We start from the raw sequence: 22,673 nt of genomic DNA, 5'->3' as shown, positions 1-22,673 counted from the left end.
GTTATATAATTCCTTCCCTGATTAAATCGTGTAAGTGAATGATCCCAATATATCGTTTATCCTTCAATACCAGGAGCTGAGTAATATCGTGTTGTCTCATCTTTTCCAGTGCATTTATGGCCAGTTCATCTTCCTGGATGGTTTTGGGATGAGCTGACATAATGCCAGCGGCGGTAACACTATCTGCCGGGATGTTCTTTTCCAGCATACGGCGAAGGTCACCGTCGGTGATGATACCGGCCAGTTCTCCGTTGTCCTTTAATACGGCCGTGACACCCAGCATACCGGAGGAGATAGCTACAATGATCTCTTTCAGGGTGCTGTTCAGCAAGACCTTTGGCGCCTGGTGGAGGCGGCTCAGGTCTCCTACTTTGAGATACAGCTTTTTGCCCAGTGTACCTCCGGGATGAAACTTTGCAAAATCTGCTGCTGAAAAACCATGCCATTCTATGAGGCATACTGCCAGCGCGTCGCCCATTGCCAGTTGCGCTGTTGTGCTGGTAGTGGGCGCCAGGTTATTAGGGCAGGCCTCCTGTGATACGGATGTATTGAGAAGGATATCTGCTTCCTGTGCCAGGAAAGAGCCGGTGTTGCCAACCATGGCTATCAGTTTGTTACCAAAGTTCTTTACCAGTGGCACCAGTACTTTGATCTCAGGAGAGTTCCCGCTTTTGGAAATGCAAAGGATAACATCGTTCTCCTGGATCATTCCAAGGTCTCCATGAATAGCATCTGCAGCATGCATAAAGATTGATGGGGTGCCTGTGGAATTAAGCGTTGCAACGATCTTCTGCCCTATGATAGCGCTCTTGCCGATACCGGATACCACAACACGCCCTCCACATTGGGCAATCAGATCAACAGCCTGTTCAAAATCCTCGTTAATATACTGCTGCAGGTCGTCTATTGCTGCTGCTTCCAGCCGGAGCGTCCGTTTTGCTATTTCCGCTATGTTAATAACCGTTCTGTTTTTCATGAGCAGCTACAAAGTTAACTATGATTCAGGAGATTAAACCTAATACATCCACCCATTTTATAATATCCTGCCCGGGGACGGCGGTTTTCTGTTACCGGAGCATAAAAGTGTTGCTTAAAAGTGCTTTTAAAGCTTTTGGCCCCTCTACCCTTCAATGGGTCTTTTTTACCCGCAGAACGGCATTCTGAGTACTTATACTACCCTGTTCAGCCATATTTTAATTGTGGGTCAACACATTTTTAATTAACTTCGTGTCCCCTAAAAAACACATAAACAATATCCATAATTTGTTACTTTCTTTAGAGTTTATTTGTTTTAAATTTTGAATGCAATGGCTGTTGTAAAGGTAAGTTTGATAGATGCATTACGGGAACACTTTGGGTTTGACTCCTTTAAAGGCAACCAGGAGATCATCATCAAAAGTATTCTTTCAGGCAAAGATACTTTTGTTATTATGCCAACCGGCGGAGGAAAATCCCTGTGCTACCAGTTACCGGCTCTGATGAGTCCCGGTTGTGCCCTGATAGTATCTCCTCTTATAGCGCTGATGAAAAACCAGGTAGACCTGGTACGTTCCTATAGCAGTAAAGATAATGTAGCTCATTTTCTCAATTCTACCCTGTCTAAAGCACAGATAAAAAAGGTCAGGACAGATCTTCTTTCCGGCAAAACAAAGATGTTGTACGTAGCGCCGGAAACGCTTACAAAGCAGGAGAACCTGGACTTTTTCAGGGAACTGGAGATCTCTTTTATAGCGGTAGATGAAGCGCACTGTATTTCCGAATGGGGGCATGACTTCCGTCCGGAATACCGCCGTCTGAAGGAAATGATAGAGATGATCAATGGCGATCTTCCCATCATTGCACTGACGGCGACCGCAACGCCCAAGGTACAGAGCGATATTGTGAAGAACCTTGCCCTCCGTAACCCGGAGGTATTCCTCTCCTCTTTCAACAGGCCTAATCTCTATTATGAGATCAGACCAAAAAGGAAAAAGGACCAGACCATCCGTGAGATCGTTAAATTCATTCACCAGCATAAAGGTAAGAGCGGTATTATCTATACCCTTAACCGTAAAACCACTGAAGAACTGGCAGATATGCTGGTGGCCAACAATATCAAGGCCGTTGCCTATCATGCCGGACTGGATGCCACTACCCGTGCGCAACGCCAGGATATGTTCCTGCATGAGGAAGTGGAAGTGATAGTAGCTACCATTGCCTTCGGCATGGGAATAGATAAACCTGACGTACGTTTCGTTATACACTATAACATTCCGAAGAGCCTGGAGAACTACTACCAGGAAACCGGCCGCGCAGGCCGCGACGGGCTGGAAGGTATCTGCGTATGCTTCTACTCCTACAAAGATGTTCAGAAACTGGAGCACCTGATGCGGGACAAACCTCTCAGCGAAAGGGAGATGGGCGCACAGCTGATCAACGAAACAGTTGCCTATGCTGAAAGCTCTGCCTGCCGGCGGAAAGTGATACTCCACTATTTCGGCGAGAAATATGAGGATGGCCAGTGTAATGGCGCATGCGATAACTGCCGCAATCCGAAAGAGAAAATTGAAGTGAAGAACCGGGTAGTGATTGTGCTGAAAGCTATCAAAGCCCTGGAAGAACGCTTTGGCAGTGAATATGTGGTGAATATCATTACCGGTAAGGTAAATCCGCAGATCACCACCTACCAGCATAACCAGCTGGAAGTATTCGGTGAAGGAAAAGAATTTGATGCACACTTCTGGAATTCCCTCATCCGCCAGATGATGCTGGAAGACCTGATAGAAAAAGATATTGAAGAATATGGCCTGCTGAAGATCACAGATAAAGGAAGCAAATTCCTGAAAAAGCCGTACTCTATCATGGTATCCCTCAATCACCAGTTTGAAGAAGACGGCGGTGATGACGACGAAGTAGCAGCAGAAGCACAGGCATCTGCCGATACCGTTCTCTTCGACATGCTGAAAGAACTGCGTAAAAAGGTTGCCAAAGAAAAGAACCTCCCTCCATTCGTGATCTTCCTGGAAACATCCCTGGAAGATATGGCTACACAATATCCTACTACCGTCCAGGAGCTTGAAAAGATACAGGGCGTAAGTAAAGGGAAAGCTATCCGCTACGGAAAACAATTCGTTGACGTGATCGCTAAATACGTGGAGGAGAATGATATCGTGAAGCCGGACGACTTTGTCATGAAGAGCGTTGTGAATAAGAGCGGCCTCAAGGTATTCATTATCCAGAACATTGATAAAAAGATGCCGCTGGAAACCATTGCACGTAATAAAGAGCTTTCTATACCTCAGCTGCTGGATGAAATGGAGACCATTGTAGCCAGCGGTACGAAATTAAACCTGGATTACTGCATAGATGAAGAACTGGACGACTATGCCCAGGATGAGATCATGGAATACTTTAAAGGCTGTGAAACTTCCAGTCTTGCACTTGCACGTGAAGAGCTGATTGAAAGCGATTATACGCTTGAACAGCTGAAATTGATGCGCATTAAATTCCTGGTAGAATACGGCAACTAATGAACGGACCATCGCAGATCAAAGCTACTATCGCTCCCGTGCGGGAAGCGATCATACAACATTCTTTATATCGTGAAATGCAACGGATGGATGACCTTCGTCTGTTTATGCAATATCATGTATATGCTGTCTGGGATTTCATGTCCCTTCTCAAATCATTGCAACGACATCTTACCTGTACAGATATTCCCTGGGTACCTGCAGGCAATGCTGCCACCCGTTTTCTCATCAATGAGATAGTAACCGGTGAAGAAAGTGATGTTGACCCGGAAGGCAACAGGTTGAGTCATTTTGAGCTGTACCTTCAGGCAATGGAGCAGGCAGGTGCAGATACTTCCGGTATTAAAGAATGCCTGCAGCAAATACAGCAGGGTCAGCCACTGGATACGGTATTCTCTTCTCTTCCTCCTGCAGCAGCAGATTTTGTTAAGTATACCTTCCACCTGATAGCTACTGCCCCTGTTCACGTACAGGCAGCTGTATTCACTTTTGGCCGCGAAGATCTTATTCCGGATATGTTCCTGGCGCTGGTGAATGACCTGGATAAACAGTTTCCCGGTCAGGTCAGTCTTTTCAAATATTATCTTGAAAGGCATATTGAAGTGGATGGGGATCATCATAGTCATCTGGGTATGCAAATGGTGCAGGAACTTTGTGGTGATGATATGAAGAAATGGGAAGAGGCTGCGCTTGCTTCGAAAGTAGCGTTGGAGCGCCGGAAGGCGCTGTGGGATGGGATCCTGGAAGAAATAAAAACTTTTGTTGTTTAAAATTTGGAACTTCGAAAGATATTTTCTTATCTTTGCACTCCCTTCACAGGAAGGGGATAAAAAAAAGAGATGGTGCGGTAGCTCAGTCGGTAGAGCAAAGGACTGAAAATCCTTGTGTCGGCGGTTCGATCCCGCCCCACACCACAGAATAGGTAAAGCCCTGCATTGCAGGGCTTTACTTTTTTATATCTACCGGAGGATCGAACCACTCAGTTTATGATCTGCTATTTGTCTATGTCCTGGAATGCATTCATGGTGCCCTTAAGTTGAATCCGGTCGTAGATGTACAACCCCACAACGCAAGTGCGCGTTAGGTGCCATGGTGGTAACGCGCTCTCCGGGCGGCAGATCCTGCCGCAAAAGTCTGTTGCTGAGAGAATCGGTAATGAATTGCGCCCTGATAATGGAACAGGGTATGCAACATAAAAAGATAAAAAGGCAGCTTCTTTTCATTATATACTATTTCACCGTACCAATATACTCATCCAGGTCGTCTTCTTTACCTAACCCTAGTTTTAATTTGATGCGGTAACGCGCCATCAAAATACTTCTGGGAGCAACGCCTAGCCTTTGGGCGATTTCTTTATTGGTTAACCCAAGAGAGATATAGGAGCAGTGCTTGAGATCTAATCTGGACAATGAATTCCCGGATTTTTCTTTTAGTTTTTCAAAAAACTCAGGTCTTATATTATCAAACTCAGCTTTGTTAGCGGCTTGCGAATCATCTATACGTTTATGCTGGTCGATGATCTGGTTGATCTGTTTTAGTACATGGTCTCCATTTTTATGTTCATCAATTTTCTTTTGCAGCGTTTGTAGCAACTCATCTTTTTGTTCTACCTGTAAACTACCGGCCAACAATTCTTTTTGTAACCACTCCTGGCGCTCCTGCAATAACAGTTGTTCCGCCTTCAAACGCATAGCTTCTTCTTCTTTCAGGCGGGCATGCAGCGATGCTGCCGCGTTTTCATTCTCCAATAGTTTTTGTTGATGCAAAGTTGCTTTTAGGCGCAATTGAAAAAAGCGCACAATGAACAATAATGCAATGATAGCCGCTATCGCCAGTGATATATAAAGGTAGTTGAGTTTCTTGTTTAATGCGGCGGTGTGGCTAAGCGTTTTCAATGCAGCCTCTTTTTTTTCCGACTGATACTGGGCTTCCAGTCGATTGGTAATTGCCAGCTTGTCTGCATCGTACAATAGCTGGTGCTGAGCATAAAATTCCTTATAGTATTTTAGCGCAGCCGTGGGGTTGCCCATTTTTTCATACAAACTTGAAAGCGCTTCCATAAATTGAGCCATATTCCGGGGGGTGTCATTGCTGTAAGACTGAAACAACGAAAGCCCGGTTAACAACAACTTCTCTGCTTTCTTGTAATTACCCGCTGCTATTTCATAATTGCTCATCATGACATAACAGGCTGAAAGAACAGTTAACTGCCGGGTTTTCAGCGAAGCATCCAGGGCTATTTCTAAATAGTGCCATGCAGTATCCTTGTATTTAGCAGGAAAATATTGTGCATAGAGGTTTGCCGTGTTAAAGGCAATAACAGCCAGGGTGGTGTGAATTATCATACGGTCCCCATGTTCGGCGAAAAGTTGTACGCCCGTTTTATTATAAAAAAGCGCGGAATCCAGTAACGCTCTGTTTTCTGGTTGTTTATTGTACGAATAATGATACCAGGTTGCCAATGCCTGATAAGCAGAAGCCAACATATCCAAATCACCGCTTTGCCTGGCTGTTTGCAAACATAGCTGCGCATATTTTTTCTCATTTACTAAATCATCCCATTCCGCATAATTGCCGGCCATATTATAGTAAACCAGGGATTGATAATTATAGGCGTCTGTTCCTTCCAGGTATTTCAAGGCCTGCAGGTAGGTTGCCATTGCTTCATGGTCTAATACCTGAACATCCTGGAGCCATCCTTTTCTAAGCCAGGCAAAACCTTTAATGCTCCTGTCAGCAGTTTTATCTGCATACCATACAGCACTGTCCGATGCTTTTTGTGCCAGCGGCAATTCCTTATTTATAAAATGGAAGAACACCAGGTGGGTATACACAAGCGCCTGATACCGGGCGTCGGGTAGTTGCCGGCTTAACGATAGGGCCTTTTCAGCAATTCGTAGGGCACTTTTTATATCAGTAATTGATTTGGCCCTTGCCAATAAGGCCATAGTGGTAACACGTTCTTCAGGTGAAAGGTTCTTTTGTGTTAGCCTGTTGCTCAATGAATCTACAATGAACTGGGCCCGGGTATCTACAGAGGCTATACATATTATAATAATAAAACATACTAAACCGATTTTCTGCTTCATATAGTAACTTAATCTGTTGCAAATGTACACTTGTAGTGTATTGGTAGTAAGTATTTACGCCTCATGTAGACTATTTGTAGCACCAGGCTTCCTATATTCTTCGTTGCCCAGGTCTATTTTGACACGGTATTGTGCAGATATATTACATGCTTTAAATATAGTGATCAGCATCATGTGAGGGATTGTCGCGAGCAACACTACCAGGAAAATAACAATCATGGATATTGGGTATTAGAGACGTGGAAAGAAGCATAAGTATATTGATAGTTCACGTTTCACCGGTCTTGTAGGCCATTTGTAGCACCATGTTGTTTTACTTTTTTAATGGGTAAGTATATTTTTGACAATCCATCGGTGAAGCAGGGGACTACAGTGAGAGCGCATAACTGTCTGATGACTTCCAATGTTTTACTGACCTTATATTCCCTGATGTAACGATGCACTTATTTTATATTGTATATCCTGTTTAAAACTTATCTATGATCATGAAGAATATCGAGTTGTCCTTAAATTTCCTTTATCTGCCTCTTGCGTTTTGTATTTTGTCAATGTATTCCTGTAAGAAGGAATCGTCAGGCAATCCCAACAATGATCCTACAACCACTTCGCTAAAAATAACTTCGTTTGCACCCCTGGGCGGTGAAGTAGCTGATTCGGTTACTATTTTGGGCGTTGGTTTCAGCAAAACGGCCTCTTCAAATAAGGTTGCTTTTAATGGTACTCAGGCTACTGTAATAACAGCTACCGATACCAGTTTGCGTGTAACGGTCCCTGCGGGGGCTTCAACCGGAAAAATTACGGTAACCAGTAACAACAATACTGGCAGCAGCGACAGCAACTTTATAGTAGGACCGGTGGTGTTTACTTTAGCAGGCGGCCCTCCGTTAGGATACCAGGATGGAACCGGAACCACTGCCAGGTTTAGCGGTGTATGCGGACTGGCAATGGATGCTTCAGGTAATTTATATGTTACAGACGCCAATAATAATCGGATCAGAAAAGTTACCCCGGCAGGCGTTGTAACCACTTTTGCAGGAGATGGTTCAACGTCTGTGATGTCCGGCCCCTGGGGTGTGGCCATTGATGCTTCGGGGAATCTATATGTATCTGACATGTATAATAACAGAATACTGAAAATTACCCAGGTGGGCGTAATTACCACCCTGGCCGGTGGTACTGCTGGTAATAAAGACGGGCAGGGCACTGATGCCAGTTTTAGCTGGCCGAAAGGGCTTACTGTTGATGCCTCCGGCAATGTATTTGTGGCAGATTGTAATAATCACCGCATCAGAAAGATCACCCCTGCAGGATTGGTTACTACTGTGGCTGGTACAGATATCAGCGGCGGCTTTGTTGACGGTGATGTTTCAGTGGCCAGGTTTAATTTTCCTTCAGATGTAGCTATAGACGCTTCGGGAAACCTGTATGTAACCGATGAGTTTAATTATCGGGTACGCAAAATAACACCGGCGGGCGTGGTAAGCACCTTTGCAGGGGCCTGGACCTATACAATTTTAAATGACCCCCTGGGTATTACAATAGATGCCTCCGGGAATCTGTATGTTGCTGATATCTCACGCCAGATAAAAAAAATAAGTCCGACAGGAGTGGTAACCATTATTGCAGGCTCTGGCGAAAATGGATATGTTGATGGGCCTGCATCGCTGGCCAGGTTTAATAATCCATATGATCTGGCGGTTGACGCTTCAGGAAAAGTGTATGTTACAGACTGGAGCAATGGCGCCATCCGGGTGATCAGGTAGTTTACAGCCATAGTTCACTAACAAAATTGGTTGAAGTCAATTATATAAGGCAGTGAATCTGCCAGTAACCTGTTTATTATTTAATCCAAATACAATTTACACTATGGGCCTATTAGAAAAAAGAGCCTTAAAAACATTCCAGGAAGGCACTTACCAAAATTTAACAAACGAGATCAATACCCTGGCAGGTTTTTCCCTTGAACTTGATGTAAAATGGGAAACATTGGCATTGGACGAATACTCGCACCTGTATGAAGAAGCATTTACCAAGGTTTATTTTACTCCCCTTATCGATGCGTTAAAAGAAATAGCAGCCGACGACATGGGCAAAGAAGCTCTTAAAGAAACCCTGAAGAAAGTGGTTGTTAAAAATGAGGTGGGCAATTGTTATGGTTCTACATGCTATGCATTTAGCGAAGGAGTATTAACTGTGGATCATATGCCGTTTGGTAATATAGATAACGTTACCGAACGTTCTGAAGAATTGGCTAAACTTTTAATGCAAAATTTATAGGAATTGGTCAATTTAAATAAAGTCTTACAATCAGTTCCTGCTATAGATAAGCAGGAACTGTTATTTTATATCGCAGCACAATTTTACCATATTTCCCAGTATGTGAATATAAACCATTTCAATGGAATGAGACGATATGAGACGAAGAGAGACTTAAAATGAGACGATTGTTTAAATTAAATTTGAGACGAATAGAGACTATGAGACAACTCTATAACTGATTTTTTACCAAATTATTTAATGCTTCAAAATCCTCCAAAAAATTCGACATTTCCCCGCCCTTCTCCACAGACAGAGCCTCAACTTTCGTTGAGGCTTTGTTATTTTTAGTCAAACCCCTCACATGCGCGCCAGGATCAAATAGACAATTTTAAGCGCTAAATTACTTATCTTAATATTGAAAATCTACTCACTACACTTATCAATACAAAGATGGGAGAAGAAGATATGCTGCGTGATCAGCTGGCTAATGATCTTTCTGTTGTGCGATGGTTATGTTTCACACATTTGAAATGCTACTTCCACTATGTAAACAGGTCCTCCATCAATACTTCGGCCTGTATTCGCCCCAGATAATATTCATTTTTCCGGGTACTATAAGTAGTGATAATAGTAGGAAACAAAGTCTTTTTGGAGCCGGTTTCTGCACGAAAAACATTCACTTTTACATCCAGTTCCGAAGCATATTTTTTGTCGATCACAAACTCACCACCGGAAAACTTCATTTCACAAATATTCATACAACGATCCTGACGATCTAATAACAGGTCAATTTGTGCGCCCTGTACACCTTTTTCCGGTGCATGACGCCATGTACTGGTATGGGTTAGTACGCCTTCAATGCCCAGTTTACGCCTGATTTGCAACACATGCTTTTGACAAACAGACTCAAAAGAAAATCCGCTCCAGGTAGTATAGGCAGATGTGCCGTATTGACGAAGCCAGGTGCCCGTTTCGGTATCTTTAGCATGCTCAATAAATTTCAGGTAGAACAACGAATGGCTATAGCAAGCCTCGCTGTCAGTATTTTTTGCTCAGAAGTACGTCCGGTTAAATTCATCGCATTTTATTTCCAGCCAAAACCAGCACTTTTACCCCTATTTTGGACGCGGATAAAATTTTATCCCCAGCCAAAACAACACTTCCTCAGCTCATTTGGACGTAAAAACAGAAGTTCCTCATTTTCAAAAAGGCGATTTTGTCTTCCGACATTCTATCCTTTAAAATTTAACATATTACAAATCTCTTCAAATCCTCTAAAAAATTCGATATCTCCCGCTTTCCTCCACAGAAACCAGTCTGGCTTCAACTGAAATGTATGTACCCTATTTTCCATTGTGTGAGAATAAGCTATTCCAATGAAATGAGACGATATGAGACGAATAGGGGCTTAAAATGAGACGATCGTTTAAATACAATTTGAGACGATATGAGACGAGTAGAGACTACAAGTAATCCTATACCTGATTTTTCACCAAATTATTTAATGCTTCAAAATCCTCCAGAAACTTCGACATCTCCCCATTATGATGGCCTTTTTTTATACCCATAAGCCCGGCAGACATATATTCTAAGTCACACCGGACTATCTCAATTACTGTCAATTCTATCGACGAATATAGGGAACCCATGTTTTAAATTTGGCCCTTGCAATGAGCAGGCGGTTTTTGTTAAGCCGATACCCATAGATTTTTCCAATTGTACCTATTTTTTAAGGTTATTACCTTAAAATACGCCTTGATCTTTAAGGCTATACCCTTAAATTTGATTTATAACTTTAAGGGTATAGCCTTATGAAAATACAAAATAGCCTATTGGTCATCCGTCAATTGGATAGAAAATGGAAGGGCTGCAACCCTTCCAGGGCTTTCCATTGCCCTGTTCAAGGAACCTTACTAATAAATCTACCGGGGAACAGCCGGCGGTATAGTTCAAAAGTATCATCCATGATCTTCCTGAAGGGAATATAGGTTAGATCATCAAATAGCAGCTCTCTCAGCACATTCTCTCTTTCCGGCGTTTCCCGGGTATCCTGATCGTTTCCCCACCGTCCAAGAGATAGGAGAAGCTGTCTTCGGAAGTAATAGTTCTTCGGGCCATCTGCTGTTTCAATATCCGAATCATCCAGGGTTGTATAGAGAAAGCTTATGAGAAGAGGCTCATCTGTAAGCTGGTAATCCCATACCCTACCCTTAAGGTGCGTATGTATAAAATCCAGTACATTCTCTTTATCATTGATCAATCCCTGTGCATACAAATTTTCATCCAGGCGCAGGTACCGGTTATCAAACAACCACTTAACAAGCATGGCATAGATATGATGGAAATCCCGCACACCATCGCCCTCTCCAAACCAAACTCTCAGAATATCGCGGTATTCCTTAATGCGCAACTCGATGTCAGTGCATACCTTCTTTAAAGGATCGTAATATGCTATGATCTCAAAATCTTTGCTGTAGTCTTTAATAAATCTCCAGACCGGCGCTTTTTGGGGAATACCATAATATGAAGTCAGTTCTTCTTCGGTAGCTGTATAAGATGGTGTAACATTCCAGAACCCTTCATAGTATGAACCCAGTTCATCCCTGACCGGTGTATAGGATGATGGAACATTCCGGACCCGCCCGGCTCCTCCACGCCCTTGACAAGATGGTTCAATGCCGCTCCGAATTCCTACTGCACTTACATAGGGGAGAAACGAATTTTGTGGTTGTTCTTTCCCAACCAGGACCGGAGGATAAAACTTTTCATGAATGATCTCATAGCTAAAAACAACACATACCCTGTTTCTTTCATCGGTTATAATTTTTGTCAGCTCATTGGCTGCTATGTTTTGAGGTGGCTCTTCCAGTCCATATTTTGAAAAAAAACTGATTAATTCCGGATCAGTACTTTTCAGCCCTATCAATCCGAAAAGATCTTTCTGAGTCATGTGTGATGTTTTGTCTACCCAGGGTGGCATTGATACCACGGAGGAGGAAGGGCTGACGCCCGTCCTCCTCCGTTCTACATACAGCACTCAGGGCTTCTGGCATATCATAATATGATTGAGAAATGCGTCCTGCCGTTTTGGAAGGGCCCAGTTCACAAACATGCACCAGAGATTAAGTACAGAGAATGTGAAGGAAGTTACAAGCTTGCGAACGGGTTTGAAAAAATTCAACTTGGAGAGTACAGAGCTGTCTATATAAGACATGAATATCTGCATCTGCGCCTGTACCGAAGTTCCCAGTTTTTCATAATGCACTATTTCAAACCCGTTCTGCTTCATTAAATTTTTTATGCCGAAGGAGGTATAGCGGTTACAATCATTCGGCGCTTCATGCTCTGCAATAAGGAACGGGCAGGTAACGAGCATCACTGCTCCCGGCTTCATTACACGGTGCAGCTCGGAGAGCATGTCTTCGAGATTGAACACATGTTCGAACACTTCTGTAGATAACACACTGTCAAATGAATTGGATTCAAGTGGAATGGTCTTGCCATCATAAAATACATCTATCTGCTCGTTTACATGACTGTGGCCCTGGCCTTCAAAATCTACCCCGATGTATTCTTTTACATTTATCAGGCTTTTATAGGGTTTGCTACCACAGCCAAAATCCAGCATACGTCCGTGAAGCTTGTCAAAATGCTTCACGAGATTTTTGATCAGTAAACTTCTTGTGATGTAAAAAGATTGACTGATAGAGGGATTGAAATTTCTGCTTACAGTACTCATAGATATAGTTTGACGAATAGGTTAAACGACTAAATAAGACATAGGTTACATTAACCATACCGGCAATATTGCAAACAGTATGATCTTCGCTACAGTAATTCCAGAAGCTATCTGTGAATAGCAGAAAAACGGGTCTTAAAACAAAATCTCACAGCATGTGTTTCCAACCAAAATGCAGGCAGAGCTACCAGCTCCCCTGCATTACAAATAGTTCCGTTTATTTTTCAGATGACCACTGCTTTTACACAGCGATCTTTATTTCTTCTTCTCTTAAAGGTTTGATCTTCCCTTTACCAAATCTACTCTTCAGCCCTAAGATAGGCTTTTCTATAAATTGATAAGAAATATATCCTACCAGGAAAACAATTCCCAGGTTCTGAGGGAACTGATTGACCCAGGAATTAAAATTGCTGTGCAAAAATAATTGCTGCCAGATATATAAAGAATACGAGAGCACACCAATAAATACCACGCCTTTCATGTTTAAGATACCGGCAAATTTAGATGGTACATACACTGACCAGAATATTAAATACATGATCCCGATATTCAGCAGGCTTTTACCTATTATCATATCGTATGCGCCGGGAAACCTGAATAACAGCAGTTTGTTGATGACCAGTACAAAGGCTAAAACACCTGCCAGGATATAATTATTCCTGAGGTATGGTTCATACTTTTCTCTCAGGGAGATATTACTTTCCAATAACGCACCAAGACATCCTATCAGAATAGAATCTCCGCCTGTCTGTAACATCATGGCTATCTGTCCCCTGCTGCCCGGCATTAAAAAGTAAGTTGCCACCCTGATTGCAGGCATGAGCACAATGATTCCCGCTACTACCTTCACCAGTTTTTCTTTCGGTATTTTCAGGAACATAATTGGCCATAACAGGTAAAATTGTTCTTCCATTGACAAAGACCAGAAATGCCCGAAGAACCATCCTCCGTTAGGATCTGGTACAGAGGTAAACAGATGCTGATAATTCCAGAGATATACAGAGGCTAATCCAAGCTTTGTATAATCAACAAAAATGGCAGAGACAAAAAATAACTTTATGACAAGGACTGAAATAATATAGAGATAAAATATGGGGAATATCCTGAATGCCCTCCTGATATAAAAATGTTTGATATCAATACTTCCGGTCTGGGCCCTTTCCCTGATCAATAACCTGGTTATCAGATAACCACTGATCACAAAGAAGATCTTTACGCCAAGGTAGGAATCTGCCAGGAAAAGCATTGCCTTACTATCGCCCAACTGTGCAGGCATTGTTGATCTGGCATGCGCCAGTAAAACCATCAAAATGGAAATAGCACGAAGCCCATCCAGGCTCCGGATGCGGTCCATTGAAGCAGCTCTGATGTTTGACAAGGTATAGGGATATTTATATGTTCTTAAAAAACCGTCGGATCGGGGCGGTGTATCCGTTTTAGGCTATCATCTGACCTGCCGGGTCAAACTGACACACTCCTCCAATCCGATACAATGTATAAATTTTTTTCATGTTTATACAAAAATATTATTTTTTTATTCTATGTGTTAGGGGTGGCCGGTATTATTCTTATTATTATAACCCCTACCTTTGGTTATATTCCAACTTTAAAAGCCATTGTCATGAACAATCCTGTTGTGCTTTCCAAAGGCTGTTACGTGGGATCGAAAGTGAAGGAACATAACATTGGACATATCACGACCAGTGAAACCATCTTCCCTGAGAATCTTACATCTGACTGGCATTGCCATGAAAATCCTCATTTTTCGCACATCCTTTCCGGAGGCAGCCAGGAGATAAGAGAGAAGAAGGCAGAGCAGCAAATGGCAGGAACAGGGTTGTATTATTACCCGGGAGTTGTGCATCAGAATGTGCATTACCGCCCCGGGACCCGCATATTCAATCTTGAGATAGAAGAGAATTTCTTTAATACATACAACCTGGCTATTCCGCCGGAATCGCTGATGTATGAAGGCAATGCAGTTATCAATGCCGGCGGATTGGTACGGTTGCTGAGGGAACATTATTATAACGATGAATGCAGCAGCATCTCTTTAGAACAATTGTGTATCAACCTGATAGATTCCAACCCGAATATAGAAAGACATTATCCTGAATGGACCCGGCAGATCATCACTGTGCTGAATGATCTCTGGGATGAACCTCTTTCTCTCGCAGACCTCGCTGCTCATGTTGGTATTCACCCGGTTACCCTGTCAAAATATTTCAGCCGGTATTTTTCCTGTACATTGGGGGAATACCTGAGAAAGATCAAAATTGAAAGAGCGCTTGTACTGATCCGCTCCAACAAGTTCTCTTTAACAGAAATTGCTTATAAATGCGGATTTACAGATCAGGCGCATTTTACCCGGACATTTCAGCAGCTTACCGGTATACTTCCCAAACAGTATAAAAAGATCTGAGGCCCCCTCTTCTACGCTAATACCATACAATTTTGCCGGGAAACAGGCTTTTACCTTTGTAACAACAAGGGTAAGACATGCCATCAGCCGTTTTAAGAACAATACAGCAACGGGATAATGCTCCTCTTGCAGCTATTATCCGCCAGACGCTCATTTCCTTCCAGGCCAACGTTCCCGGAACAGCCTTTTCAGATCCTGAGCTGAATGCTCTTTTCGAGACCTTTCAGACTCCGGGAGCCTGGTACTGGATAGCAGGGGAACGCAATAACATTTTATGAGACACATTTCTTTGATATTCTGCAGCCTGTTATTCATATGCTGCACAGCTTACAGCCAGGGGCGCAATCAGCAACTGCATCAGCTTTTTGAAAAATATTACAGGGAAAGCCAGCAACTGGAGCCGCTCAATGCAACTTTTGCAGGCGATCACCGCTATGATGACCTGCTTCCGAATGATGGCACCATCGCTTATACCCAACAAAAATCTGCGTTTGATAAAAAATACCTGCACCTGTTGTCCGGGTATAACAGGAATGCCTTAAATACTGCAGACAGAATTTCATTCGATGTATTGAAAGAGATACTCGAAATGGACCTTGAAAGGATGAAATACCATGCGGAATATCTGCCCATTAACCAGTTCGCTTCTCTCCCACTGCTGATAGGCCAGCTTGGCTCGGGAAAATCAGCACAGCCATTCCAAAACCTGAGGGATTACGAAAACTGGATGAGGCGGATTTCCGCATTTTCAGAATGGGCAGATACCGCTATCGGCAACATGAAAAAGGGCGTATCGCTGGGCATTGTATTGCCGAAGGCGCTGGTGGTGAAAATGATCCCGCAAATGGAGGCCCTGGCGGAAAAAGATACGGTTAAAAATATCCTGTTCCAGCCGCTGAATAACCTCCCGCCTGCTATGCCTGCTGCAGAGCGGGAGAAGGTAAAACAGTCCTTCCTGCAATCTTTAAATCAACAACTATTGCCGGCGTACCAGCGTCTTGCAAATTACCTGAAGAACGATTATCTGCCACATGCTACCGATTCTGCAGGACTTTCCGGCGTGCCCGGAGGTGCGGAACTATACAGGTATTATGTACGGTATTTCACAACAACAGGCCTCAGTCCGCAGGAGATCTATGAGACCGGCCTCAGGGAGGTTGCCCGTATCAGCGCAGCTATGGAGGAACAGAAAAGGCGGAGCGGTTTTAACGGTACCCTGCAGGAGTTCCTTACTTTTCTCAGAACTGACCGGCAGTTCATGCCGTTTAAAACGCCGGAGCAGGTATTGCAGGCTTACCAGCAGATCTATGACAAGATAAAGCCCACTCTGCATACAATGTTCAGTGTTACCCCAAAAACAAAATTTGAGATCAGAAGAGTGGAGGCCTTCAGGGAAGCATCACAGAATGGTCCTTCCTATATAGTCGGATCTGTTGACGGCACCCGCCCCGGTATTTTCTATGTACCTATTCCCGACGCTACGAGGATCAATGAGACATTCCTGGGTATGGAGGCTACTTTCATACATGAAGCTATTCCCGGACATCACTACCAGATTTCCCTGCAGCAGGAAAATACATCGCTGCCATCTTTCAGGCGGCAGATCAGTTTCAGCGCTTTCACAGAAGGATGGGCGCTGTACTGTGAATCTCTCGGTAAGGAACTGGGATGTTACAATGATATGCCTCAGCAGATGGGCGCCCTGAACAATGAGATACACAGGGCCATCCGCCTGGTACTGGACGTAGGCATCCATACCGGCAAAATGACCCGGGAAGACGCTATTTCCTATATGCTGACCCATGAGTCTATCAGCGAGGAAGAAGCCATTAACTCTGTAGAACGATATATGGCATTGCCAGGACAGGCGCTCACCTATAAAACAGGTGAGCTGGAAATACTCAGGCTGCGCGAAAAATGCAGGAAGAAACTGGGGGCCAGGTTCAATATTATCAAATTCCATGACGCATTGCTGGGGCAGGGAGATATGCCATTGAGCGTACTGGAACAGTATATGGACGAATGGGTGGGTAGGCAGTAGTAGCGGATCTGTTGCTTAAAAAAAGGGTTTGCCGACGGCAAACCCTTTTTTTAAGAGGGCGCTGCGCGCAGCTTTAAAAGAGATTTTTGAGAGGACGGGACAGAAAAACATTATATAATATAATATGCGTTGAGGGCAGGGGAAAAAATGTTAAATTGTAAAAGACAATAACCGATTCCCTAAAAGAACTAACTAATCATTTAACCATAACCTAAACCTTTCCCATGAACAGGTCTTTACACAGTGGAGAGGATACGCATTTGCAACAAGCATTGTCATTTGCCCCAATAGGCGCCTTCCTGTCAGATATGGAGGGAAACTGCTTTTTTGTAAATAAAGAATGGGAAAAAATATCTGGTCTTTCTTTCGCGGCATCCCAGGGAAAAGGATGGCAGAAAATAGTACTGGAGGAAGATCTTCCTGAAATCATCACTACTATACAAAAATCAGAATATCCCTTTGTTTTAAACTACAGGATAGTACATCCACAGAAAGGACTGCGCTATTTCAGGGTGGATGCAATCCGTGTTACAGACGGCTCCGGTCATAATAGCTACATTACAGGTTATGTACAGGATACTACTGAAGAGAAGAATGCAGAAGGCCGGCAGACAGAGCTTACCAAGCACTTACAGGCCCTGATCACTTCCCTGGAAGATATTGTATTTGAAATAGATGGTAACCAGACCTTCAGGAATGTGTGGGTATACGATGATAGCCTGCTATACATGCCAAGGGAAACATTCCTGGGGAAAAAGATACAGGACGTGATAGGCCCACAGGCCACCGCATTCAGCAATGTTGTTGCAGAAGTGGTTAAGACCGGAGAAGTACGGGAAATTGTTTACAAACATTTTGAAGAAAGCAGGAACCAATGGTTTAGGGCCAGGATTAAACCGGTTATCAAAGCGCCTGATCCTGCAGACTATATCATGGTGCTGAGCATACAGGACATTACTGCTTCCCGCATGGCTGAATCGTCCTTACAGGATATCAAAAGCAGGCTGGAACTTGCCAACCAGCTGCTGGACGTAAGCCAGGAATTAAGTCAGACGGGGGGATGGGAGCTCAATTTACACACAGGGGAAGTTTTCTGGACACGGCATACCTACCTGATCTATGATGTAGCGCCTGATTTTGTTCCTTCTTTTGACAGCATGCTTTCTTTTTATGAAGAAGAATACCGGCCCATCATAAACAGCTTCCGTGAGGCAGCTATCAGTCAACGGAAAGCTTATGATATTGAACTGAGGATCATTACCGCAAAGCAGGTAAGAAAATGGATACGTGTGATAGGCGTTCCCGTTATCAAGGATGAAGAAGTGGTGATGATAAGAGGTGCGCTGATGGATATTACCAAAAGAAAGGAGGACGAGCTGGAACTGATAATGGCAAAGAATATTGCCGAAGATGCGGCAAGGGCTAAGTCAGACTTTTTATCTATTATGAGCCATGAGATCAGGACGCCTCTGAACGGCATTATCGGGATAGCCAACCTGCTGAAGTTAAATTATATGCCGGACCAGGAAGAGTATATCAGCAATCTTCTCTTTTCTGCAGATCATTTATTGCAGCTGATCAACGATATTCTTGATCTCAATAAGATGGAACAGGACAAGCTTGATCTTACACATGCAGAAGTAAGCCTGTCTGACCTGGTGAAGAATATTCAGAATCAATTCAAATCTCTTGCATCGGCCAAAGGACTTGAGCTGATAAGCCAGATAGATAAGGAGATACCCAGGAGGATCATTGCTGATCCTATAAGGCTGGGACAGATACTGAACAACCTGGTGAGCAATGCTATAAAATATACGGAGAAAGGAACGGTGACAATATCGCTGCAACAGGTATCCCGGCTGAAAGACAAGACCACTGTTCATTTTTCAATAAAAGATACGGGCATTGGCATTCCTAAAGAGCATCATGAAACGGTCTTTGAAAGTTTCAGGCAGGTACAGCAGTCTGCCGTCAGAAAGCAGGCTGGCACCGGTCTTGGGCTGACCATCACGCAGAAGCTGATAACACTGCACAACAGTCATATATATATTGACAGTACTCCTGGTGTAGGAACGGAGTTTCATTTTGACCTGGTGTTTGATCTGCCAACCAAAAAGAACAAACCGCCCAAGCGAGTTCAGATCACGGAACTATCTCCTTATATCAAAAAGTTCAAAGGGATACGGTTGTTATTTGTGGAGGATAATCCTATCAACATCATGGTGGCTGAGAAACAACTGGAGTATTTTGGTATACTTCCTGACTGCGCCCAATGCGGGGAAGATGCTCTTGAGCTCTTAAAGGAAAATACCTATGATGTTGCTTTCGTGGACCTGCATATGCCTGAAATGGATGGTTATACCTTATCACAGATCATACGGAATCAGTATTCCGAGATACACATCGTCATTTTCACGGCAGACATTATGCCTGAGGTGCGCAGAAAGTTTGCCCGGATGGGTATATTCGATATACTGAACAAACCGTTCTTTCCCCGTGAAATGCTTTCTACATTGCTGAAGATAGCGCAGATCAAGAAGATGGACATAGGAGTATAGCTCTACTCTCCTACTGCTACCGGTCTGTTTTTATCTGTGATCCATTCACTCCATGAGCCTGCATATAATTTTGGTAAAGGATAGCCGGCATATTCTGCCAGCAGGACGTTGAATGCTGCAGTTACTCCGGAGCCGCAATAGAATATTACATTTCCTTTTTCGAAATCTTTCGCAAAATATTGTTTAACTGCATCCGGAGCAGCTACTGTTCCATCTGCCGCAATATTTGCGTTGAATGGCCTGGATAATGCCTGTGGAATATGTCCTGCTACAGGATCTATTGTTTCGTTCTGCCCGGCGTAGCGGTCTGCCGTCCGGGAATCTATCACACAGCTATTCCCTTCTTTCATTGACGCCAGCACGTCTTCTGCATCTGCCAGCAATTCGTCCCTGAATTGTGCTGTAAAGGGTTTGGCGGCAGGGGTTACAATTTTATTATCCAGCGGATACCCGGCTGTTGTCCATGCTTTCTTCCCTCCTTCCAGTACGGCAACTTTATCATGGCCGGCCCATTTGAGCAGCCACCATAATCTTGCTGCTGCCATAAACCCGGCTGCTGCATCGTAAGCAACTACCTGTGTGGAAGCTGTAATTCCCCATGATGTGAATGTTGCCACCAGGTCCTGTTTCTGTGGTAAGGGATGACGGCCTGTTTCTCCTGCTATTATTTTACCGGAAAGGTCTTTATCAAGATCTGCGTACAGTGCGCCGGGAATGTGTGCCTGTGCGTACTCATTCTTTCCCCATTCTTTATCTGCCAGTGCAAAGCTGCAGTCAATGAAAAGTACATCTCCTGAAAGCGCGTGCGCTTCTGCAGGTTTAATAAAGGTTGTATAGCTCATAACTATGTTGTTCTTAGATTTGTTAAACCACTTTCACATCTCCGTTCTCATATGCAATGATGACGGTTGGTTTAAGATTGATGAACAGCCCTGTTTCGACGATACCCGGAATAGCTTTCAGCTGCTGATGCAGTTGTTCAGGGTTCTGTATGGTACCGAAGGCACAGTCTATTATGTAATTGCTGTTGTCTGTAATGTAGGGTTTGTCTTCCCTGGTGCGGAGTGTGGGAACACCTTTGAGGGATTGTAATGTTTTAAATACCAGTTCCCATCCAAAAGGAACTATTTCCAGCGGCAGGGGAAATTTACCCAGTGTTTTTACATACTTCCGTTCATCTGCCACTATGACCCGGCGCCTGCTGGCCAGCGCTACGATCTTTTCACGCAGCAATGATCCGCCGCCGCCTTTGATAAGCTGAAAGTCTTCGCTGATCTCGTCTGCACCATCGATGTCTATATCCAGTTGCTGAATTTCGCTGAAAGATGTGATGGGTATGCCCAGTTCCCGCGCCTGTTTTTCTGAGGCAACAGAGGTAGCTACTGCCTGTATATGCAATCCTTCCTTCACCATAGCACCAAGCCGTTCTATTGCCCAGTATGCGGTTGAGCCGGTGCCAAGCCCTACCAGCATTCCCGGCTGTACCAATGACGCCGCTTTTTCACCGGCTGCTTTTTTTGCTTGAGTGATCGTGTCCATGATTATCCTGTTAGTTATGTAACTATTGCAATATAATACTATTGCCCCGATTGTATTATTTTTGAAAATACGGGTAGTGCATCAGTTTCAATTCTATTTGATGTACAACCTGAGAAACTGTTCAAAAATGGGTTTCGCCTTTGGCAAACCTATTTTTTGAGAGCGATTTTTTGCGCTGTGCGCGGCTGGATTATTTTGAATAAAGGAGATTTGAATGATACATTACGAGACCACTACCACTACTGCACAACGTATTAAAGCAATCTTTACCGGATCTATAGGCAACCTGGTTGAATGGTATGACTGGTACGCCTATGCTGCTTTCGCTATTTATTTTGCCCCTGCGTTCTTTCCCAACAGCGACCCTACAGCGCAGTTGCTGGACACGGCAGCCATCTTTGCCGTGGGTTTCCTGATGCGGCCAGTAGGAGGATGGTTGTTTGGCCGTATTGCCGACCGTACCGGCCGCAGAACGGCTATGACGTTGTCTGTATTGCTGATGTCGCTGGGCAGTATGCTCATTGCCATTGCCCCCACATACAAAATGGCCGGGCTGCTTTCTCCCATAATCCTGCTTGTTGCCCGTTTACTGCAGGGGCTGAGCGTGGGCGGGGAATACGGGACTTCCGCTACTTATCTGAGCGAAATTGCGACCAGTGAGCGGCGAGGCTTTTATTCCAGTTTCCAGTATGTGACCCTGATTGGCGGACAGCTTATTGCCCTGGGTATACAAATGTTGCTGCAAAAGGTATTTCTCACTTCAGAACAATTGCATGAATGGGGATGGCGTATTCCCTTTTTTATAGGAGCAGCCCTTTCTGTTTTTGCGCTTATTATTCGCCGGCATATGCAGGAAACTGCGCCGGCAGAAAAAGATAACCGCAAACGCGGGTCTCTGCCTGTGCTGCTCAAAGAACATCCCCGGGCTGTGCTTACTGTAGTGGGCCTTACCATGGGTGGTACGCTTGCATTTTATACCTATACTACCTATATGCAGAAGTTCCTTGTTAACACCGTACATCTGAGCAAGGAACGATCTACTGAGCTGACCTTCTGGCTGATGCTGATCTATGCGTGTATACAGCCGTTATGGGGCATGCTGAGCGACAAAATAGGCCGTAAGCCGCTGTTGCTGGGCTTTGGTATACTGGGCACTCTGTTCACCGTTCCCATCCTTACTGCCATCAGCCATACCTCTTCCGAATGGACTGCCTTTTTCCTGATACTGGCCGCGCTTATCATAGTAAGCGGTTATACTTCTATCAATGCTGTTGTTAAAGCTGAGCTGTTCCCCTCAGAGATACGCGCGCTGGGCGTGGGGTTACCTTATGCCCTTACCGTTGCTCTCTTTGGCGGTACGGCAGAATATATAGCGTTCTATTTTAAGAAAAGCGGGCATGAATCCTTATATTACTGGTATATTACCGGTTGTATATTTATTTCCCTGATCGTCTATACTGTTGTGCGTGATACAAAGCGCACTTCCTGGATGGATAAAGAGCAATAGACTCTGTTAT

18 protein-coding genes and 1 tRNA gene are annotated in these 22,673 nt (G+C 44.0%); 10 read left to right on the top strand and 9 right to left on the bottom strand.

The features are described 5' to 3' along the window. Window position 1 precedes the first annotated feature (1 nt). Window positions 2-976 (bottom strand): KpsF/GutQ family sugar-phosphate isomerase, encoded by a 975-nt coding sequence (locus GO493_RS02745; protein WP_157304575.1) that lies wholly within the window; start codon window positions 974-976, stop codon window positions 2-4. 331 nt (window positions 977-1,307) lie between these two features. On the opposite strand from GO493_RS02745, the gene recQ reads away from it, so the two are divergent. From recQ to GO493_RS02730, 3 genes are all read left to right on the top strand, one after another. Beyond that, a complete protein-coding gene (gene recQ / locus GO493_RS02740; protein ID WP_157304574.1) occupies window positions 1,308-3,509 on the top strand; it encodes a DNA helicase RecQ in 2,202 nt (733 codons plus the stop codon). After that, complete coding sequence (locus GO493_RS02735) at window positions 3,509-4,279, top strand: DUF3050 domain-containing protein (protein ID WP_157304573.1); 771 nt, start codon at window positions 3,509-3,511, stop codon at window positions 4,277-4,279. Before recQ ends, GO493_RS02735 begins: the two co-directional genes overlap by 1 nt. A gap of 71 nt (window positions 4,280-4,350) precedes the next feature. Continuing rightward, window positions 4,351-4,423, top strand: a tRNA-Phe gene (locus GO493_RS02730). A 315-nt stretch (window positions 4,424-4,738) separates the two neighbouring features. On the opposite strand, the gene GO493_RS02725 is transcribed toward GO493_RS02730, so the two are convergent. Together GO493_RS02725 and GO493_RS02720 are read right to left on the bottom strand one after the other, a co-directional pair. Beyond that, window positions 4,739-6,598: a helix-turn-helix transcriptional regulator gene (locus tag GO493_RS02725; RefSeq protein ID WP_157304572.1), complete on the bottom strand. Its 1,860-nt coding sequence runs from the start codon at window positions 6,596-6,598 to the stop codon at window positions 4,739-4,741. A 54-nt stretch (window positions 6,599-6,652) separates the two neighbouring features. Continuing rightward, complete coding sequence (locus GO493_RS02720; RefSeq protein WP_157304571.1) at window positions 6,653-6,817, bottom strand: hypothetical protein; 165 nt, start codon at window positions 6,815-6,817, stop codon at window positions 6,653-6,655. A 266-nt stretch (window positions 6,818-7,083) separates the two neighbouring features. On the opposite strand from GO493_RS02720, the gene GO493_RS02715 reads away from it, so the two are divergent. Then, the gene (locus GO493_RS02715; RefSeq protein WP_198315454.1) at window positions 7,084-8,361 is read left to right on the top strand and encodes an IPT/TIG domain-containing protein; all 1,278 of its coding nucleotides are present in this window, start codon (window positions 7,084-7,086) and stop codon (window positions 8,359-8,361) included. A 103-nt stretch (window positions 8,362-8,464) separates the two neighbouring features. Then, on the top strand, window positions 8,465-8,875 hold the full coding sequence (locus GO493_RS02710; protein ID WP_157304569.1) for a hypothetical protein: 411 nt from the start codon (window positions 8,465-8,467) through the stop codon (window positions 8,873-8,875). A gap of 524 nt (window positions 8,876-9,399) precedes the next feature. Here GO493_RS02710 and GO493_RS30960 read toward each other — a convergent pair. The 4 genes from GO493_RS30960 to GO493_RS02690 form a co-directional block, all read right to left on the bottom strand. After that, window positions 9,400-9,870, bottom strand: a complete 471-nt coding sequence (locus GO493_RS30960) for a hypothetical protein (protein ID WP_157304568.1) — start codon at window positions 9,868-9,870, stop codon at window positions 9,400-9,402. 887 nt (window positions 9,871-10,757) lie between these two features. After that, a complete protein-coding gene (locus GO493_RS02700) occupies window positions 10,758-11,807 on the bottom strand; it encodes a hypothetical protein (protein ID WP_157304567.1) in 1,050 nt (349 codons plus the stop codon). 87 nt (window positions 11,808-11,894) lie between these two features. Then, window positions 11,895-12,596: a class I SAM-dependent methyltransferase gene (locus tag GO493_RS02695; protein ID WP_157304566.1), complete on the bottom strand. Its 702-nt coding sequence runs from the start codon at window positions 12,594-12,596 to the stop codon at window positions 11,895-11,897. A 241-nt stretch (window positions 12,597-12,837) separates the two neighbouring features. Next, window positions 12,838-13,974 (bottom strand): acyltransferase family protein, encoded by a 1,137-nt coding sequence (locus tag GO493_RS02690; RefSeq protein ID WP_157304565.1) that lies wholly within the window; start codon window positions 13,972-13,974, stop codon window positions 12,838-12,840. Window positions 13,975-14,217: 243 nt separating this feature from the next. Here GO493_RS02690 and GO493_RS02685 point away from each other — a divergent pair, with 243 nt between their 5' ends. The 4 genes from GO493_RS02685 to GO493_RS02670 all read left to right on the top strand — a co-directional run bounded on the left by GO493_RS02685 (window position 14,218) and on the right by GO493_RS02670 (window position 19,617). Continuing rightward, on the top strand, window positions 14,218-15,018 hold the full coding sequence (locus GO493_RS02685) for a helix-turn-helix transcriptional regulator (RefSeq protein WP_157304564.1): 801 nt from the start codon (window positions 14,218-14,220) through the stop codon (window positions 15,016-15,018). A 77-nt stretch (window positions 15,019-15,095) separates the two neighbouring features. Continuing rightward, window positions 15,096-15,296 (top strand): hypothetical protein, encoded by a 201-nt coding sequence (locus GO493_RS02680; RefSeq protein ID WP_157304563.1) that lies wholly within the window; start codon window positions 15,096-15,098, stop codon window positions 15,294-15,296. After that, window positions 15,293-17,059 carry a DUF885 domain-containing protein gene (locus tag GO493_RS02675; protein WP_157304562.1) on the top strand — a complete coding sequence of 589 codons (1,767 nt, stop codon included), beginning with the start codon at window positions 15,293-15,295 and terminating at the stop codon, window positions 17,057-17,059. The genes GO493_RS02680 and GO493_RS02675 overlap by 4 nt, the downstream gene beginning before the upstream one ends. A gap of 224 nt (window positions 17,060-17,283) precedes the next feature. Further along, window positions 17,284-19,617 (top strand): PAS domain-containing hybrid sensor histidine kinase/response regulator, encoded by a 2,334-nt coding sequence (locus GO493_RS02670; RefSeq protein WP_157304561.1) that lies wholly within the window; start codon window positions 17,284-17,286, stop codon window positions 19,615-19,617. A gap of 2 nt (window positions 19,618-19,619) precedes the next feature. Here the strand turns inward: GO493_RS02670 and GO493_RS02665 are convergent, their stop codons facing one another. Both GO493_RS02665 and rpiA read right to left on the bottom strand, forming a co-directional pair. After that, complete coding sequence (locus GO493_RS02665; protein ID WP_157304560.1) at window positions 19,620-20,459, bottom strand: sulfurtransferase; 840 nt, start codon at window positions 20,457-20,459, stop codon at window positions 19,620-19,622. 22 nt (window positions 20,460-20,481) lie between these two features. Continuing rightward, a complete protein-coding gene (gene rpiA, locus GO493_RS02660) occupies window positions 20,482-21,156 on the bottom strand; it encodes a ribose-5-phosphate isomerase RpiA (protein ID WP_157304559.1) in 675 nt (224 codons plus the stop codon). A 214-nt stretch (window positions 21,157-21,370) separates the two neighbouring features. Here rpiA and GO493_RS02655 point away from each other — a divergent pair, with 214 nt between their 5' ends. Then, window positions 21,371-22,663 carry an MFS transporter gene (locus GO493_RS02655; protein ID WP_157304558.1) on the top strand — a complete coding sequence of 431 codons (1,293 nt, stop codon included), beginning with the start codon at window positions 21,371-21,373 and terminating at the stop codon, window positions 22,661-22,663. Window positions 22,664-22,673: the final 10 nt, after the last annotated feature.

The organism is Chitinophaga tropicalis (assembly GCF_009758205.1).
Classification (GTDB): domain Bacteria; phylum Bacteroidota; class Bacteroidia; order Chitinophagales; family Chitinophagaceae; genus Chitinophaga; species Chitinophaga tropicalis.
The sequence above is the reverse complement of the archived record's forward strand: the minus strand, read 5'-3'. Positions and strand labels throughout refer to the sequence as shown.

What these genes read in the sequence shown, in the direction of transcription:
- GO493_RS02745 (WP_157304575.1), bottom strand. Translation starts at nt 976, where the DNA reads ATGAAAAACAGAACGGTTATTAACATAGCGGAAATAGCAAAACGGACG.
- recQ (WP_157304574.1), top strand. Translation starts at nt 1,308, where the DNA reads ATGGCTGTTGTAAAGGTAAGTTTGATAGATGCATTACGGGAACACTTT.
- GO493_RS02735 (WP_157304573.1), top strand. Translation starts at nt 3,509, where the DNA reads ATGAACGGACCATCGCAGATCAAAGCTACTATCGCTCCCGTGCGGGAA.
- GO493_RS02725 (WP_157304572.1), bottom strand. Translation starts at nt 6,598, where the DNA reads ATGAAGCAGAAAATCGGTTTAGTATGTTTTATTATTATAATATGTATA.
- GO493_RS02720 (WP_157304571.1), bottom strand. Translation starts at nt 6,817, where the DNA reads ATGATTGTTATTTTCCTGGTAGTGTTGCTCGCGACAATCCCTCACATG.
- GO493_RS02715 (WP_198315454.1), top strand. Translation starts at nt 7,084, where the DNA reads ATGAAGAATATCGAGTTGTCCTTAAATTTCCTTTATCTGCCTCTTGCG.
- GO493_RS02710 (WP_157304569.1), top strand. Translation starts at nt 8,465, where the DNA reads ATGGGCCTATTAGAAAAAAGAGCCTTAAAAACATTCCAGGAAGGCACT.
- GO493_RS02700 (WP_157304567.1), bottom strand. Translation starts at nt 11,807, where the DNA reads ATGACTCAGAAAGATCTTTTCGGATTGATAGGGCTGAAAAGTACTGAT.
- GO493_RS02695 (WP_157304566.1), bottom strand. Translation starts at nt 12,596, where the DNA reads ATGAGTACTGTAAGCAGAAATTTCAATCCCTCTATCAGTCAATCTTTT.
- GO493_RS02685 (WP_157304564.1), top strand. Translation starts at nt 14,218, where the DNA reads ATGAACAATCCTGTTGTGCTTTCCAAAGGCTGTTACGTGGGATCGAAA.
- GO493_RS02680 (WP_157304563.1), top strand. Translation starts at nt 15,096, where the DNA reads ATGCCATCAGCCGTTTTAAGAACAATACAGCAACGGGATAATGCTCCT.
- GO493_RS02675 (WP_157304562.1), top strand. Translation starts at nt 15,293, where the DNA reads ATGAGACACATTTCTTTGATATTCTGCAGCCTGTTATTCATATGCTGC.
- GO493_RS02670 (WP_157304561.1), top strand. Translation starts at nt 17,284, where the DNA reads ATGAACAGGTCTTTACACAGTGGAGAGGATACGCATTTGCAACAAGCA.
- GO493_RS02665 (WP_157304560.1), bottom strand. Translation starts at nt 20,459, where the DNA reads ATGAGCTATACAACCTTTATTAAACCTGCAGAAGCGCACGCGCTTTCA.
- rpiA (WP_157304559.1), bottom strand. Translation starts at nt 21,156, where the DNA reads ATGGACACGATCACTCAAGCAAAAAAAGCAGCCGGTGAAAAAGCGGCG.
- GO493_RS02655 (WP_157304558.1), top strand. Translation starts at nt 21,371, where the DNA reads ATGATACATTACGAGACCACTACCACTACTGCACAACGTATTAAAGCA.